This window comes from Mycobacterium sp., from assembly GCF_036490025.1.
In the GTDB taxonomy this organism is placed as follows: Bacteria; Actinomycetota; Actinomycetes; order Mycobacteriales; family Mycobacteriaceae; genus Mycobacterium.
Genome location: NZ_DASXEP010000141.1, coordinates 1 through 15,148, shown reverse-complemented (window position 1 = coordinate 15,148; position 15,148 = coordinate 1). Strand labels below are relative to the sequence as shown.

Here is a 15,148-nt window from a genome sequence, read left to right as displayed (position 1 = left end):
CGGCGGCGCGCCTTGGCGTTGCGCGAATGACGATTCCGCCTCGTGGCCCGCTGACCAGTCATCGGACAACCTCCCGACCTAAGGTTGTTTCTCAGTTAACGTTAAGCTACTCCTTAGCCAATACTCATCGAGTCGCAACGTGGGAAATTGCGAGAAAATCTTTCGGTAGAACTCCGCTCGATCTAGCAATCGATGCAGTCACGGCCAGAGCGCGAAGACTGTGCAGGACCTGATTCTGACGACCGGACGCGGGACGCGATTGATCCCGTCCTCGGATTTAGTGCGGACCCACGCTGACCGCGGCGACAGGGCGGGCGAGTTGGCCTGTAAGCCGGATTCTGTTCCGCATTACCAGGTAATGCGGCGGCGACCATCCATCTGGACACACCGTCACCGGGTGCCTCGAGCGGCCTACCCGCAGGCTCGGGCGAGCAGCCCTCAAACACCTGCGCGACCGCACCGAGGTGCGGTCTTCTTGACCTTGCTTCGGGTGGGGTTTGCCTAGCCATTCCGGTCACCCGGGATGCTGGTGCGCTCTTACCGCACCGTTTCACCCTTACCACCACAAGGGTGGCGGTCTGTTTTCTGTGGCACTTTCCCGCGAGTCACCTCGGATTGCCGTTAGCAATCACCCTGCTCTGTGAAGTCCGGACTTTCCTCGACTCGCTGCTTCGTGAGCACGAGCCGCGGCCGCCCAGCCAACTCGTCCGCGGTAATACCGTACTCGTCGCCGAAGGCCCAGGCCAACGGCCATCTAAGCGGCGTGCAAGCCTGCAAGCGTTATCTCGACGGCGATTTCCATTTCGCTGATCTCGATCCGGGCGGTCGATCCCGCCAGTGGAGGTGCCCCCGATCGATAACGAGCGCCCGTCGGCGTGGTGAATTCCACTGTGTGAGTTGAATTTTCATCGACAATCGGTTCGACCAACCAGCCGTCAACCTCTTTGACGTGGTTGCAACGTTCGCACAGGCCGAGCCCGTTGCCCGCACTCGTCGGGCCACCGGTTACCCATGGCCGAGCATGGTCGCGATGGCGGATCGGCGCGTCGCAATAAGGCGTACGGCAGCGCTGATCCCGAAACCCGATGAAGGCCGCCAGCCCGCGAGGAAACAGCCGGGCTCTCGACTCCATTGCCACCAGGGCGCCGGATGCCGGATGCGCATAGAGTCGGCGCAGCGTCGCGCGCGACTGTTCGTCGTTGACAGCGCGTGAAATCAACTCGCGCGCAACGGCCGCCGGGATCGGACCGTAGCCGCTTACGTCGGCAGGCGCATTGGAACCGCAGATGAGGGCTTCGTCGGACAACACCAGATTGACCGCGATCGGCGTCGCCGTTGCCGCGCTTCGCCCGGTGACCCGCTCGACAAGCGTGTCGGCCATCACTTGGCCGCGCGGGCGTCCGTCGACGCAGGTATCGGCCTCCCGCCGCAGCGCCGCATACACCGACACTCCTTGCGCGACGGGCAACAGTGCGGTCAGATACGTCATCGTGTCGGGCGCGGGTCGGATGCTCACCGTGCGCTCGGTTTCGGCCTTGGCGGCCCGGTCGACCACAGCGTGTGGGTCGAGCCGATAGGCGATTGTCTTCGCAGCTGCAGCCAGCCGAGCATCGCCCATCCCGTTCAACCTGTCCGGGTCAGCGCACATCTCGGCGTCCAGCGTCCGGCGGTCCTCGACGTCCAGGCATGCACTCTCGCGCACGATCAAGGTGGCCCGCCACTCCGTCAGCGCTCCGGTTTCCAAAGCGGCCAACGTGTGCGGCATTTCGTGTACCAAGGCTTTGGCAAAGCCCAGGTGCCGGTTGCCCCGCGTTGGTGAATCGCGTCGGGCCAGCGCGATCTCGCTGGCCACGCCGCGCCCGCGTCGCGCCGCCGGCATTCCTTCGGCGGCTTCAGCGGCCCGGCGCGCGGCATCCAACGCGGCCGCCGCACGAGCCTGACCCGCCGCCGCGGCGCATTTGACGCGCTCCAACTCGCAGATGCGCTCAACCAGCGCTGATTCCGCGCTGGCTGGGTCGACGACCGCTAATGTTTCGAACATGTGTTCGATAGTACACGACTGCAATGACAAGAATGCTCCTCACATTCCGGGCATCCTTATCGTCTACAGATCAGGAGCGAAAGGAGGACGCCGCTGATGCCGACGAGCGGGATCGAAAAGCGTGTCGAGGCCGGCGACTGGGCGGCGATCGCGGCAACTGTCAACGACCTCGGCGGCGCCCTGTTGCCGCGACTCCTGACGAAAACCGAGATGCAGCGACTGCGCACGCTCTACGCCGACGACGGTCTGTTCCGCGCCACCATCGACATGGGGCCTCGTCGCTACGGCTCCGGCCAGTACCGCTATTTCCGCGCTCCCTACCCGGAGCCGATCGAGGATCTCAAGCAGGCGTTGTACCCTCGGCTGCTACCGATCGCCCGGGATTGGTGGGCCAAGCTGGGCCGCGACGCGCCCTGGCCGGACAGCCTCGACGAGTGGCTGGACATGTGCCATGCCGCCGGCCAGACGAGGCCGACAGCGCTGATGCTCAGGTACGGGACGGATGACTGGAATGCGTTGCATCGAGACCTGTACGGGGACTTGGTGTTTCCGCTACAGGTAGTGATTAACCTGAGCGACGTCGGCACGGACTACACCGGCGGGGAATTCATGCTGGTCGAACAACGGGCTCGGGCGCAATCGCGTGGTACCGCGACCCAATTGCCGCAGGGTCATGGCTACCTGTTCACCACCCGCGACCGCCCGGTGCAATCGGCCCGCGGCTGGTCGGCCGCGGCGGTGAGGCACGGCCTGTCGGTTGTGCGTTCGGGCGAGCGGTTGGCGCTCGGCCTGATCTTCCACGATGCCGACTGAAACACTGTGGAGCTAACCCAAATAGCCGGTCTGGTTCACCAGCCGGACCGAGGACGCGCCGTCGGGGTAGAACTCGGCGATGCTCAACGACGCCAGGTCCAGATGCAGCCGGTAGAGAATGCCCGGCCCCGCGTCCAGAGCCTCCCGCAGCAGCATTTTGATCGGCGTCACGTGTGACACCACCAGCACGGTGCTGCCGCCGTGGTCGGCGACGACGCGGTCGCGGGCCCGGCCGACCCGCTGGTTGACCTGGTCGAAGCTCTCCCCGCCCGGGGGCTCGGTGCTGGTATCGCGTAACCAGCGTCGATGCAGGTCGGGGTCATGCTCGGCGGCCTCACTGAACGTGAGGCCTTCCCATGCTCCGAAGTCTGTCTCGATCAGGTCGTGATCGACGACGACGTCCAAACCCAGCGCTTTGGCGGCCGCCGACGCCGTGTCCTGGCACCGCTGCAACGGTGAACTGATCACCGCCGCGACGCCGCCGCGCGCCGCCACATAACGAGCGGCGGCGTCGGCCTGCTGCCGGCCCAGCTCGGTCAGCGGTGGGTTGCCGCGCCCCGAGTAGCGCCGCTGCACCGACAGCTTGGTCTGCCCGTGGCGCAGCAACAGCAGCCGGGTAGCGACGCCGCGCGCGCCGGTCCACCCGGGAGCCGAAGGGGTCTCACGGGCGGCGGACGACGGCGGTGACGCGTCGGTCTGCGCCGGCAGCTCGACTGCAGCATCCATCGCCTCGTTGGCCAACCGGTCGGCGTGCGAGTTCTCCGCTCGAGGGATCCACGCGTAGCTGATCCGGTCGAACTGATCCGCGAGCGCGCGAGCTTGCGCGTTGAGCTCGGCGAGGTCGGGATGCTTGACCTTCCAGCGTCCGGACATCTGCTCGACGACCAGCTTGGAATCCATCGACACCGCGACTTCGGTCGCGCGTAGTTTCGACGCCTCCTCCAAACCCGCTATCAGGCCGCGATATTCGGCGACGTTGTTGGTGGCCCGCCCGATCGCCTGCTTGCTCTCGGCGAGTACGATGGACCGGTCTGCGGTCCACACCACCGACCCGTAGCCTGCCGGCCCCGGATTGCCGCGCGATCCCCCATCGGCCTCGACGACAACCTTCATTGGCTTGCGCCTTTGGGCCGCAACAAGATTGCGCCGCATTCCGGGCATCGCAGCACTTCGTCATCGGCGGCCGAGGAGATCCGGGCCAGCTCGCCGCGGTCGATCTCGATCCGGCACGCCCCGCAGCGGCGGCCCTGCAACAGCCCGGCCCCGGGTCCGCCGCCGGCACGCTGTCGTTCGTAGAGCGCCACCAGAACAGGATCCAAGCTGGCGGCGAGTTCGTCGCGACGAGACGTTTGAGCGCGGCGGATCTGGTCGATGTCGGCCAGTGTTCCGTCCAAGGTCTGTTGGGTAGCGGCCAGATCCGCCTGTAGCGACTCGACCACCGACAGCTCTGCGGCCCGCTGGGCCTGCAGCTGTTCGCGACGTTCCATCACTTCCAGCAGCGAATCCTCCAGGCTGGCCTGGCGGCGCTGCAGGGTGTCCAGCTCGTGCTGCAACTCCGTCAGTTGCTTGGCGTCTGCCACTGATTGCAGCAGCGATCGGTCCCGATCCTCACGCTGGCGCACCGCGTCGATCTCCGACTCGAAACGCGAGACCTGAGTGTCCAAGTCCTCCAACGCAATCTGCAGAGCGGCCAGGCGATCGTTGGCGGCGACCTGATCGGTTTGCATCCGCTGGTAGTCGGCGCGCTCGGGCAGGTGGCCGGCGCGGTGATCCATCCTGGCCAGCTCGGCGTCCAACTCCGCAACTTCGAGCAGTGAGCGCTGCTGCGCGACTTCGGCTTTCATGTGTCCTCGCCCCCGTTGTCGTTGTCGACGTTCCATGGATCGGTACGGATGGGACACACAACAACGGACAACTCGGCGCCGAACGCCGACCGCAGCATGTCGGCGGCCTGCGCACACCACGGATATTCGCTGGCCCAATGCGCGACGTCGACCAGTGCCACCGCCGAAGCACGGCGGTGCTCGTCGGCAGGGTGATGGCGCAAATCGGCCGTCACATAGGCCTGCGCATCGGCGGCCGCCACGACGTCCAGTAGCGAGTCGCCCGCTCCGCCGCACACCGCCACCCGCGAAACCGGCCTGTCCGGATCGCCGGCGGCGCGTACTCCCCATGACGTTCGTGGCAGCCCGGCCCGAACTCGAGAGACGAACTCGCTCAACGGCTCTGGCTGCGGCAGCGATCCGATCCGACCCAGCCCGACGTCGCTGGGCGACGGGGCCAGCGCGACGATGTCAAATGCCGGCTCCTCGTACGGGTGTGCGCCACGCATCGCCGCGAGCACTTGACCTCGCGCCCGCGCGGGAGCGACGACCTCGACGCGGTCCTCCACTACCCACTCAGTAGCGCCGACGCTCCCGATCGCCGGCGCTGCACCGTCCTCGGGCCGGAACTGGCCGGTGCCGGTGACGCTCCAACTGCAGTGCGAATAGTCACCGATGAGGCCGGCGCCGGCCGCAAAGATGGCTGCCCGCACCGACTCCGCGTTCTCCGGCGGCACGAAAATCACCCACTTGTCCAGATCCTGCCGCGCCGGTGTGGGCTCCAGAACCGCCTCGACGGTCAATCCCAGTGCGTGCGCCAACGCATCGGACACACCCGGTGACGCCGAGTCGGCGTTGGTGTGCGCGGTGAACAGCGAACGCCCCGTTCGGATCAGGCGGTGCACCAGCGCGCCCTTGGGGGTGCTGGCCGCAACGGTGTCCACCCCACGCAACAGCAGCGGATGGTGGGCCAGCAGCAGACCACCGTCGGGAACCGTGTCGACCACCTCGGCGGTGGCGTCGACCGCAATCGTCACCGAGCTCAGCGCATCGTCGGGGTCGCCGCAGACCAGACCGACCGAATCCCACGACTGAGCAAGTCCAGGCGGGTAGGCCTCGTCCAGCGCGTCCATGACATCCGCCAGCCGCACGGTCATGCCAGCACCTCGCTCAGCGCCTCGACCAACGCCGGCCACTCCGGTCGCACCGCCGCGCGCAGATAGCGTCCGTCCAGGCCGACGAAGGTGTCGCACCGGCGGACGGCAATACCCTTGGCGTGCAGATGCTTTCGGGTCAGCTCGGCATCGGCTACGGTGAACATCACAAACGGCGCGTGGCCGTCGACAGGCTCCACTCCAGCCGATCGCAGCCCGGACACCATGTCGGCGCGCATCACCGCCAGCCGTCGAGCGTCCGCCGCCGCTTCTGCCACCGCGCTCGGCGCACAACACGCGGCGACAGCGGTCAGCTGCAGCGTGCCCAGCGGCCACGGCGGCCGGGTGGCGGTCAACCGGGCCAGCACCTTCGGGGCAGCCAACGCATAGCCGACCCGCAATCCGGCCAGCGACCACGTCTTGGTGAGGCTGCGCAGCACCAGCACGTCGGGCAGCGGCTCGCCGGTCAGCGATTCCGGTTCGCCGGCAACAGCATCGGCGAACGCCTCGTCGACCACGACGATTCGGCCCGGCCGCCGCAACGACAGGATCTGTTCGCGGGTGTGCACCACCGCGGTCGGGTTGGTGGGGTTGCCGACCACGACCAGGTCGGCCTCGCCGGGCACCTGCACACCCGCCAGACCGAACGGTGGATCGAGCACGACGTGGTGCACCGGGATGCCGGCCGACCTCAGCGAAACGTCGGGTTCGGTAAACGACGGCGCGATCACCGCGGCCAGCTTCGGGCGCAGGTTAGGCAGCAACGCGAATCCCTCAGCGGCTCCGGCCAACAACGCGACCTCGTTGGAAGCACGGCCATGCCGGGCGGCGACCGCCTGAATCGCCGCGCGCTCGTCGTCGACGCCCGGGTATCGCGCCAAGTCGGGCAACCGTGCGGCCAGGCGCTGCACCAGCCAGTCCGGCGGCTGCGGGTGCCGGATGTTGACGGCGAAATCGAGCATGCCGCGTTCGGCGGCCTGATCGCCGTGGTAGCGCGCCGCGGCGAGCGGCGTCGACACGCTCGAACCCAGACTCGCCACATCTGAAACAGTAACGGCCCCGCGATCAGCCCCGGTATCCGGACACAGTCGCGCCATCTTGGACAATAGGGGCGTGACAGGCACGGGCTCGGCCACTCGATCGCATCACCCTCAGCTGGTGATCTTCGACCTCGACGGCACACTCACCGACTCCGCGGACGGCATCGCGTCCAGCTTTCGGCACGCACTCGGCCAGATCGGTGCCGCCGTGCCCGAGGGCGACCTGGCCAGTCGGATCGTCGGCCCACCGATGCACCACACCTTCTCCGCGATGGGGTTGGGCGAGCACACGGGCGCCGCGGTCGCCGCCTACCGCGCCGACTACACCACCCGCGGCTGGGCCATCAACAGCGTCTTCGAGGGCATCGGGCCACTGCTCGACGACCTGCGGGCAGCAGGAGTGCGGCTGGCGGTGGCCACCTCCAAGGCCGAGCCCACCGCGCGATGCATCCTGGCCCATTTCGGCCTCGACGAGCACTTCGAGGTCGTCGCCGGAGCCAGCATCGACGGCACCCGCGCCACCAAGGCCGACGTGCTCGCGCATGCTTTGGCGCAACTGCAGCCGCTGCCCGAACGAGTGCTCATGGTCGGCGACCGCCGCCACGACGTCGAGGGCGCCGCCGCCCATGGCATCGACACCGTGGTGGTGGGCTGGGGCTACGGTCAGGCCGATTTCGGCGACACCGGCACGACGAGCGGCGCGGTGCACGTCGCGACGGTCGCCGAGCTGCGGAGGGCGTTAGGTGTCTGATCCCACGCTGCACATCACCTTCGTGTGTACCGGCAACATCTGCCGGTCACCGATGGCCGAGAAGATGTTCGCCCACCAGATCACCGAACGCGGCCTGACCAACGCCGTGCGGGTGACCAGCGCGGGAACCGCCGGCTGGCATGTCGGCAAATCCGCCGACGAACGGGCCAACCGGGTGCTGCGCGCGCACGGCTACCCCACCGACCACAGCGCCGCGCAGGTCGGCATCGACCACATCGAGGCCGACCTGGTCATCGCGCTGGCCCGCAACCACGTGTGGCTGCTGCAGCAGCTCGGAGTCGATGCCGACCGGATCCGGATGTTGCGCTCCTTCGACCCACGCTCCGGCGCGTATGTCCTCGACGTCGATGACCCGTATTACGGCGACAACGACGACTTCGAAGCGGTCTTCGCCGCGATCGAGGCTTCGCTGCCGGGCCTGCACAAGTGGGTCGATGAGCAGCTCGCGCCGGACGGGCACAGCTGATGCGCCGCCTGGCCTTCCTGCTGCGGCCGGGCTGGATTGCGCTGGCCGTGGTGGTGATCGCATTCACCTACCTGTGCTTCAGCGTGCTCGCGCCGTGGCAGCTGGGCAAGAACACCAAAACGTCGCGGGAGAACGACCAGATCCAGCAGTCCCTGACGACTGCGCCGGTGTCGGTGACAACCCTTTTGCCGCAGCAAGATTCATCGAATCGCGACGCGCAATGGCGGCGTGTGACGGCGACCGGCCACTACCTGCCGGATAAGCAGCTGGTGGCCCGTTTGCGTGTCGCCGACGGCGACCCGGCCATGGAGGTGCTGCAGCCATTCGTCGTGGACGAGGGCCCCACCGTCTTGGTCGACCGCGGCTACGTGCGGCCCCTACCAGGTTCACGGGTACCGCCGGTCCCCCCGCCACCCCGCGGCACGGTGACCATCACGGCGCGGCTGCGCGACTCCGAGGGACTGGTGCCGGACAAGGAGTCGTTCGTCAGCGACGGTGTGCGACAGGTGTATTCGATCAATACGAGTCAGCTGGCGACGCTGACCGGCGTCCCATTGACTGGGTCGTATCTGCAATTGGTGGACAAACAGCCCGGCGGGCTGGGCGTCATCGCTCTGCCCCACCTGGACGCGGGCCCGTTCCTGTCCTACGGCATCCAGTGGATCACGTTCGGCGTCGTCGCGCCGATCCTGCTGGGCTACTTCGTCTACGCCGAAGTACAAGCACGGCGCGCGGACAAGACCCAGGCATCGCCTGGGAAGCCCGCTGACAAACCTGCGACCGTGCAGGACAAGCTCACCGACCGCTACGGACGGCGACGCTGACAGCGATGCACGCCAACGCCGCGGCCGCTTGCACCGCCCGCGAAAGCAACACGGCGCGGCGCAGATCGGTCACCGTTGGCGGCGGCCCTTGACCGAGGGGCGGCCGAATCTGCACTCCATAGTGGTAGTGAGTAGGGCCGCCGAGTCGCACGCCCAGCGCCCCGGCGAACGCCGCCTCCACGACGCCGGCGTTCGGGCTGGGATGGCGCCCGGCGTCGCGACGCCACGCCACCACCGCACCCGACGGCGAGCAGCCGACGATCGGCGCGCACACCACTGTCAGCGCAGCGGTCACCCGCGCAGCGACATAGTTGGCCGCATCATCCAAACATGCTGCGGCCCAACCGAATCGTGCGTAACGCGGTGAGCGGTGACCGATCATCGCATCGAGCGTGTTGACGGCTCGGTAACCCAGGACGGCGGGAACCCCGCCCGCCACGGCCCACAGCAGCGGCGCCACGTGCGCGTCGGACGTGTTCTCAGCCACGGACTCCACTGTCGCGCGGGTCAATCCCGCGGCGTCAAGCCGTGCCGGTTCACGGCCGCACAACGACGGCAGTAGCCGTCGGGCGCCGTCGAGGTCATCGCGGCCCAGCAGCTCGCCCATCGCCGACCCGATGCGCGCCAGCGACGTTCCGCCCAGCGCGATCCAGGTGGCCGCTGCAGTCGTGACAACCGACCAGAGCCGCCCGGACCGGCGGGCCTGGCGTTGCAGCGCGGTGCCCAGCGCGGCCACCACGCCGACCAGCACCGCGACGTGAACGACGCCACCGACCCGGGTGTCGCGGTAGCTGAACCGCTCCACCGCCGTTGCCGCGATGCCGAATCCCGCCACCGGGTGACCCGCCCGCGGGTCGGCCAGTGCGAGGTCAGCCAGGTAGCCGAGCAGCACCCCGACAACCCGCCTGGCGCCAAACACTCCGGCAGCGTCTCACACGTGGTCTACTCGGGTGATGAAGCGCGCCACCCGGGTCGCTGACCTGCTCAATCCCGCCGCCGTGCTGCTTCCCGCCGCGAACGTGATCATGCAGCTGTCGCTGCCAGGTGTCGGTTACGGCGTCGTGGAGAGCCCGGTGGACAGCGGCAACGTCTACAAGCATCCGTTCAAACGGGCGCGTACCACCGGAACGTATCTGGCCGTCGCGACCATCGGGACCGAGTCCGACCGCGAGCTCATTCGCGCCGCCGTCGACACCGTCCACCGGCAAGTACGGTCGACGTCGTCGAGTCCGGTGTCCTACAACGCGTTCGACCCGGGGCTGCAGCTGTGGGTGGCCGCCTGCCTGTACCGCTACTTCGTCGACCAGCACGAGTTCTTGTACGGCCCGCTCGACGATGCGGCGGCCGATGCGGTGTACCTGGACGCCAAGCGGCTGGCTACCACACTTCAAGTGCGCGACGCGATGTGGCCGCCGGACCGGCTCGCGTTCGACGACTACTGGAAGCGGTCACTGGAAGACCTGCGCATCGATCCCCCGGTCCGCGAGCACCTGCACGGCGTGGCGACGATGGCTTTTCTGCCGTGGCCGTTACCGGCGCTCGCCGGACCGTTCAACCTGTTCGCGACCACCGGCTTTCTGCCCCCGGAGTTCCGCGCGATGATGCGCTTGGAGTGGTCAGAATCCCAACAGCGGCGGTTCGAGCGGTTGCTGGCCGCACTGCGGCTGGCCGATCGGTTGATGCCACATCAAGCGTGGATTCTTGGCTATCGGCTCTACCTGTGGGACATGCGGTTTCGTGCCAGACGCGGCTGGCGGATCGTGTAGCGGCTAGCCGGAAATGGTGACCAGGACGATGGCGATCATGCTCAGTACGGCCATCCAGAACCACGGCTGCAGCAGGATGCGCTCGTTGCTCTCTTCGAGCTTCGGCGCCGGTGAAGTGGTGCGCTCGGGGGTCAGTTGCGAAGTCATGTATCAAGCATGACTAATTAGTCGACCGAAGTAAATGTGGCGCTCGCCTCAGCGAGGCCAACGTTGAGACGTACGTCACACCGTGGTCGGCCAGCGGGCCGGCCCGCGGCGCGAGATGCTCAGAAAGGAAGCGACCCATGGCTTTTCCGGCAATCAACCACGTCGCGCTCACCGTGCGCGACATGAGCATCAGCGGCCGCTGGTACCGGCGGCTGCTCGGCGCCGACCCGGTAATCGACGAACACACCGACGCCGGGTTTCGGCATCTGGTGTGGATCCTCGACGGCGGCACGCTGCTCGGAATTCATCAGCATGAGCGTTCGGCGCCCGACGAACGCTTCAGCGAGTTCCGGGTGGGCCTGGACCATGTCGGATTCGGCTGCGCCAATCGGGCCGAATTGGAGAGTTGGATGAACCGGCTCAACGACCTCGGCGTCCAGCACGGCGGAATCGTCGATGCGCCCTACGGCTCCGGGTTGAGCTTCCGCGACCCGGACGGCATCGCTCTCGAATTCTTCGCTCCACCCGTCTGACCAAAGCCTCAGCGAGACGGCCCCGGAGCCCGTCCCGATATGTCAGCATTACCAACGTGAGGCCCCACCGCATTGCGCGTGTCCTGGTCGGCGCGGCGGTCGCCGTCCTGGTGGCGCAGGTGAGCGCGCCGATCAACGTTGCCCCCGCATCCGCTGCTTCCTGCCCTGACGTCGAGGTGACGTTCGCCCGGGCCACGACCGAGCCGCCGGGTGTAGGCGTGGTCGGACAGCAATTTATCGATTCCCTTCGCTCGCAGGTCGGGGGTCGGTCCCTTGCGATCTATCCGGTCAACTACCCCGCATCAGACGATTTCGCCCCATCAGCCAACGCCGGCGCCGTGGATGCGAACGCCCACGTCGAGTCGATGGCCGCCAACTGTCCCAACACCAAGTTGGTGCTCGGTGGCTACTCCCAAGGCGCGATCGTGATCGATCTGATCACCATCGCCCAAGCCCCGGTAGTGGGCTTTGTCCCGGTGTCGCTACCGCAGGACGTGGCCGACCACGTTGCCGCGCTTGCCCTTTTCGGGAACCCTTCGGACAGATATCTCGGCGCGCCGGTGAGCACGGTCAGCCCGTGGTACGGCGCAAAGGCCATCGACTTGTGTGCACCCGGCGACCCGGTCTGTACGCCAGGCGCACCGTTTTCGGTGCCAACGCACGACGAGATGTTCTCCGCGGCGCACCTTTCCTATCGGGATTCCGGAATGCCGGCTCAGGCCGCGGCATTCGTCGCGGGTCACATTTAGCGAGGTTGGGTGCGCGCAGTCGTCATCACCAAGCACGGTCCCCCGTCGGTACTGAAGGTGCAGGACCGTCCCGATCCGCCGCCGCCGGCGGCCGGCCAGGTGCGTATCTCGGTGCGCGCCGCCGGGGTGAACTTCGCCGACCATCTCGCCCGCGTCGGGCTGTACCCCGACGCGCCCAAGGTGCCCAGCGTCGTCGGCTACGAGGTGGCCGGGACGATTGAGGCCGTCGGCGACGGCGTCGACCCGGCGCAGGTGGGCCGGCGGGTGCTGGCCGGAACGCGGTTCGGCGGCTACGCCGAGATCGTCAACGCCGATGCGAAGGACACTGTCGCGCTTCCGGACTCGATGAGCTTCGAGCAGGGCGCCGCGGTCCCGGTCAACTATGCGACGGCGTGGGCGGCCTTGCACGGCTACGGTTCACTGCGCGCCGGCGAGCAGGTGCTGGTGCATGCCGCCGCCGGCGGTGTCGGCATCGCGGCGGTGCAGCTGGCCAAGGCCGCGGGCGCGGTCGTGCACGGCACCGCGTCGCCGGGCAAGCACGATCAGCTTGCCGCGCTCGGTGTCGACAAGGCCATCGACTATCGCCGCGACGGTTGGTGGAAAGGCCTGGGCCCCTACGACATCGTGCTGGATGCGTTGGGCGGCACCTCGTTGCGGCGGTCGCTCGGCCTGCTGCGCCCGGGCGGACGGCTTGTCGCCTACGGCCTCTCAGCCTTGCAGCAGGGCGAGAAGCGGTCGCTGCTGCGCGCGGCACCGCAGGCGCTGGCGATGTTGCGGGGGTTCAACCTGATCAATCAGCTCAACGACTCCAAGACGGTCATCGGCCTCAACATGTTGCGGCTGTGGGACGACCGCGGCACGCTCGAGCCGTGGATCGGACCGCTGTCGACGGCGCTGTCGGACGGCACGGCATCTCCCGTCGTGCATGCTGCGGTGCCGTTCGCCGATGCGCCGGAAGCACATCGGATCCTGGCGGCGCGAGAGAACATCGGCAAAGTCGTGCTGGTGCCCTGAGCCGACGGTCAACTGGTGGGCGCGGACGGTATCGAACCGCCGACCGCTGGTGTGTAAAACCAGAGCTCTACCACTGAGCTACGCGCCCGTGCCGCGCCAAGATACCGCCCAGATGGCCTCACACCCAAAACGCGAAAGAGCCGGTTCAGGCGTTCAGCGCCGTCAGCGCGTCGATCCACAGCCGCTGGTCACGGGCCTCGCCGGGCTGCTTCATTTCGGCGAACCGGATCGTTCCGGACCGATCGACGAGGAACGTGCCGCGATTGGAGACGCCTGCGTCGGCGTTGAAAACCCCGTAAGCCTGGCTGACGGTGCCGTGCGGCCAAAAGTCGGAGAGCACCGGGAACAGGAATCCGCTCTCGATCGCCCACACCTTGTGGGTCGGCGGTGGTCCCACCGAAATGGCCAGCACCGCGCTGTCGTCGTTCTCGAAGTCGGGCAGCTGATCGCGCACCGCGTCCAGCTCGCCCTGGCAGATACCGGTGAAGGCCAGCGGGAAGAACACCAGCAGCACGTCTTTGGCACCGCGAAAGTCGCTGAGGGTGACCGGCTGTCGGTTCTGGTCGAGCAGCGTGAAGTCCGGCGCGGTAGCACCGACCGGCAGCATCAGCGGCGTCCGGCACGCGACTTCGGTTGCACCAATCGGCTGGCGCTCCAGTCGCCGAGGTTGACCGACGATGTCGGCATCAGTCCGGCGGTGGGGGCTGACTCCGCGATCTCCGCGGGCAGCACATGGCCGGGCTTGCCGGTCTTGGGTGTGAGCACCCAGATCACGCCGTCATCAGCCAGCGACGCGATCGCGTCCATCAGGGTGTCCACCAGGTCGCCGTCGCCGTCGCGCCACCACAGCAGGACGACGTCGACGACCTCATCGGTGTCTTCGTCGAGTAACTCACCGCCGCACGCATCCTCCACGTCGCCGCGGATATCGTCGTCGGTGTCCTCGTCCCAACCCCACTCCTGGACAACCTGCCCTGGTTGAATGCCCAGTTTGCGGGCAAAGCTCGGGGCGTCATCCGCGGCCACCACCGTGCGGTCCTCCCTTTCAGCCTCAAGCCGTTCAGTTTCAAGCCACTCGAACGTGAAACATGCCGTGCGATGCAATTTATCGTCGCACAGCCCGTAGCGTTGCACATTCGTCGGCTCAAAGGGACGCCCGGCAACGCTTGACGGCTTCGCCCTTGGCGTCGTTGAGCTGATTGACCCGCTGATTGAACTGGTCGGTGCCGACGTGCGAGCGGATAGCAGTCGCTACGGCGCGGGCGGCGTCGTTGTAGGCGTTGAGCGCCTCGCGCAGCTGCTGGGACAGCGGCCCGTTGCTGTCGCCTTCGACCGCGTCGGCGCTGTGCGTCAGGGCATCGATCGCGGGCTGCTCGGCGCCCGAGGTGTCGCCGCCCCGGTTGTAGGCAGCGACGAAGTCGTTCACCCGGTCCACGGCTTCTTTGCTGCTGGTGACGAACGACTCGCATACCCGGACCACGGCCTGGGTGGTCAGCGACTGTTGATGCCGCGACTCCTTGATGCTCGAGGTGGCCACTGAGGCCGAGACGGATGCGGATACCGACGCGCGGTAGGCGGGGGCTATCGCCATGTCGGCGCCCGGCGAGCCGTCGGTGATGGTGGTGCACCCGAGGACGGCGATCAAGACGGTCGCGACGCAGCCCACAGCCCGCGCAGCACCCGACCAGCCGGGCCAGCCAAGCCATCCGATCCGCACAGGTTACGACGTTACCGGGTGGCGGTCCGGGCCAGCCTCGACGGGGACTACGCGGGGCGAATCGCGGTGCGGCACGATAGGAGTAACCCGTACCAGGGCCGCAGCACCAACCCAAAACCGAAGACGTCAATCCGCGACTGCTCGATCGGCCACAAGCCGGTCAGCCGTCAAATAAGGAGTAGTGCGTTGACTACCGAATTCGTGCGCCACGATCTGGCGAAGAATCCCACCGGCACAAGCGAACCCGACCGCGTGCGGGTGATCCGCGAAGGTGTTGCGTCCTATCTGC

The 15,148-nt window shown here is 67.4% G+C and carries 18 protein-coding genes, 1 tRNA gene and 1 other RNA gene; 8 read left to right on the top strand and 12 right to left on the bottom strand.

The features are described 5' to 3' along the window. Positions 1 to 311: 311 nt before the first annotated feature. Both rnpB and VGG53_RS15935 read right to left on the bottom strand, forming a co-directional pair. Positions 312 to 706: RNase P RNA component class A (rnpB, locus tag VGG53_RS15940), an RNA gene on the bottom strand. A 48-nt stretch (positions 707 to 754) separates the two neighbouring features. Next, complete coding sequence (locus tag VGG53_RS15935; protein ID WP_331519031.1) at positions 755 to 2,041, bottom strand: HNH endonuclease; 1,287 nt, start codon at positions 2,039 to 2,041, stop codon at positions 755 to 757. A 96-nt stretch (positions 2,042 to 2,137) separates the two neighbouring features. Between VGG53_RS15935 and VGG53_RS15930 the strand changes: the two genes are divergently transcribed. Continuing rightward, complete coding sequence (locus VGG53_RS15930) at positions 2,138 to 2,854, top strand: 2OG-Fe(II) oxygenase (protein WP_331519030.1); 717 nt, start codon at positions 2,138 to 2,140, stop codon at positions 2,852 to 2,854. A 12-nt stretch (positions 2,855 to 2,866) separates the two neighbouring features. Here VGG53_RS15930 and VGG53_RS15925 read toward each other — a convergent pair whose 3' ends face one another. Genes VGG53_RS15925 through cobC form a run of 4 tightly spaced genes read right to left on the bottom strand, consistent with a single transcriptional unit; the run spans position 2,867 to position 6,871 of the window. Next, a complete protein-coding gene (locus VGG53_RS15925; RefSeq protein ID WP_331519029.1) occupies positions 2,867 to 3,967 on the bottom strand; it encodes a bifunctional RNase H/acid phosphatase in 1,101 nt (366 codons plus the stop codon). Further along, a complete protein-coding gene (locus VGG53_RS15920; RefSeq protein ID WP_331519028.1) occupies positions 3,964 to 4,698 on the bottom strand; it encodes a zinc ribbon domain-containing protein in 735 nt (244 codons plus the stop codon). The genes VGG53_RS15925 and VGG53_RS15920 overlap by 4 nt, the downstream gene beginning before the upstream one ends. Then, positions 4,695 to 5,834, bottom strand: coding sequence for a Nif3-like dinuclear metal center hexameric protein (locus tag VGG53_RS15915; protein WP_331519027.1), 1,140 nt, complete (start codon positions 5,832 to 5,834; stop codon positions 4,695 to 4,697). Before VGG53_RS15915 ends, VGG53_RS15920 begins: the two co-directional genes overlap by 4 nt. Beyond that, positions 5,831 to 6,871 (bottom strand): Rv2231c family pyridoxal phosphate-dependent protein CobC, encoded by a 1,041-nt coding sequence (cobC, locus tag VGG53_RS15910; RefSeq protein ID WP_331519026.1) that lies wholly within the window; start codon positions 6,869 to 6,871, stop codon positions 5,831 to 5,833. The genes VGG53_RS15915 and cobC overlap by 4 nt, the downstream gene beginning before the upstream one ends. A 73-nt stretch (positions 6,872 to 6,944) precedes the next feature. On the opposite strand from cobC, the gene VGG53_RS15905 reads away from it, so the two are divergent. The 3 genes from VGG53_RS15905 to VGG53_RS15895 are packed head-to-tail and all read left to right on the top strand — an operon-like array spanning position 6,945 to position 8,933. Next, positions 6,945 to 7,622 carry an HAD-IA family hydrolase gene (locus tag VGG53_RS15905; RefSeq protein WP_331519025.1) on the top strand — a complete coding sequence of 226 codons (678 nt, stop codon included), beginning with the start codon at positions 6,945 to 6,947 and terminating at the stop codon, positions 7,620 to 7,622. Further along, positions 7,615 to 8,109, top strand: coding sequence for a low molecular weight protein-tyrosine-phosphatase (locus tag VGG53_RS15900; RefSeq protein WP_331519024.1), 495 nt, complete (start codon positions 7,615 to 7,617; stop codon positions 8,107 to 8,109). The genes VGG53_RS15905 and VGG53_RS15900 overlap by 8 nt, the downstream gene beginning before the upstream one ends. Further along, on the top strand, positions 8,109 to 8,933 hold the full coding sequence (locus VGG53_RS15895; protein WP_331519023.1) for an SURF1 family protein: 825 nt from the start codon (positions 8,109 to 8,111) through the stop codon (positions 8,931 to 8,933). Before VGG53_RS15900 ends, VGG53_RS15895 begins: the two co-directional genes overlap by 1 nt. Here the strand turns inward: VGG53_RS15895 and VGG53_RS15890 are convergent. Then, positions 8,905 to 9,852: a cobalamin biosynthesis protein gene (locus tag VGG53_RS15890; RefSeq protein ID WP_331519022.1), complete on the bottom strand. Its 948-nt coding sequence runs from the start codon at positions 9,850 to 9,852 to the stop codon at positions 8,905 to 8,907. The two genes, VGG53_RS15895 and VGG53_RS15890, sit on opposite strands and share 29 nt — an antisense overlap. A gap of 34 nt (positions 9,853 to 9,886) precedes the next feature. Here VGG53_RS15890 and VGG53_RS15885 point away from each other — a divergent pair, with 34 nt between their 5' ends. After that, the gene (locus tag VGG53_RS15885; protein ID WP_331519021.1) at positions 9,887 to 10,699 is read left to right on the top strand and encodes an oxygenase MpaB family protein; all 813 of its coding nucleotides are present in this window, start codon (positions 9,887 to 9,889) and stop codon (positions 10,697 to 10,699) included. 3 nt (positions 10,700 to 10,702) lie between these two features. Here the strand turns inward: VGG53_RS15885 and VGG53_RS15880 are convergent, their stop codons facing one another. Beyond that, positions 10,703 to 10,846 (bottom strand): hypothetical protein, encoded by a 144-nt coding sequence (locus VGG53_RS15880; protein ID WP_331519020.1) that lies wholly within the window; start codon positions 10,844 to 10,846, stop codon positions 10,703 to 10,705. 137 nt (positions 10,847 to 10,983) lie between these two features. On the opposite strand from VGG53_RS15880, the gene VGG53_RS15875 reads away from it, so the two are divergent. From VGG53_RS15875 to VGG53_RS15865, 3 genes are read left to right on the top strand one after another with little or no spacing between them, the layout of a single operon-like run. After that, positions 10,984 to 11,379: a VOC family protein gene (locus VGG53_RS15875; protein ID WP_331519019.1), complete on the top strand. Its 396-nt coding sequence runs from the start codon at positions 10,984 to 10,986 to the stop codon at positions 11,377 to 11,379. Between the two features lie 56 nt (positions 11,380 to 11,435). After that, complete coding sequence (locus VGG53_RS15870; RefSeq protein WP_331519018.1) at positions 11,436 to 12,128, top strand: cutinase family protein; 693 nt, start codon at positions 11,436 to 11,438, stop codon at positions 12,126 to 12,128. Between the two features lie 9 nt (positions 12,129 to 12,137). Further along, a complete protein-coding gene (locus VGG53_RS15865; protein ID WP_331519017.1) occupies positions 12,138 to 13,142 on the top strand; it encodes a zinc-binding dehydrogenase in 1,005 nt (334 codons plus the stop codon). A 13-nt stretch (positions 13,143 to 13,155) separates the two neighbouring features. On the opposite strand, the gene VGG53_RS15860 is transcribed toward VGG53_RS15865, so the two are convergent. The 4 genes from VGG53_RS15860 to VGG53_RS15845 form a co-directional block, all read right to left on the bottom strand. Then, positions 13,156 to 13,230 (bottom strand) — tRNA-Val (locus VGG53_RS15860). Between the two features lie 57 nt (positions 13,231 to 13,287). Continuing rightward, positions 13,288 to 13,749 (bottom strand): peroxiredoxin, encoded by a 462-nt coding sequence (locus VGG53_RS15855; RefSeq protein ID WP_331519016.1) that lies wholly within the window; start codon positions 13,747 to 13,749, stop codon positions 13,288 to 13,290. Further along, a complete protein-coding gene (locus VGG53_RS15850) occupies positions 13,749 to 14,171 on the bottom strand; it encodes a DUF3052 domain-containing protein (protein WP_331519015.1) in 423 nt (140 codons plus the stop codon). Before VGG53_RS15850 ends, VGG53_RS15855 begins: the two co-directional genes overlap by 1 nt. Positions 14,172 to 14,286: 115 nt before the next feature. Further along, entirely contained in the window at positions 14,287 to 14,859 is a 573-nt protein-coding gene (locus tag VGG53_RS15845) for a hypothetical protein (RefSeq protein ID WP_331519014.1), read from the bottom strand. Positions 14,860 to 15,148 lie beyond the last annotated feature (289 nt).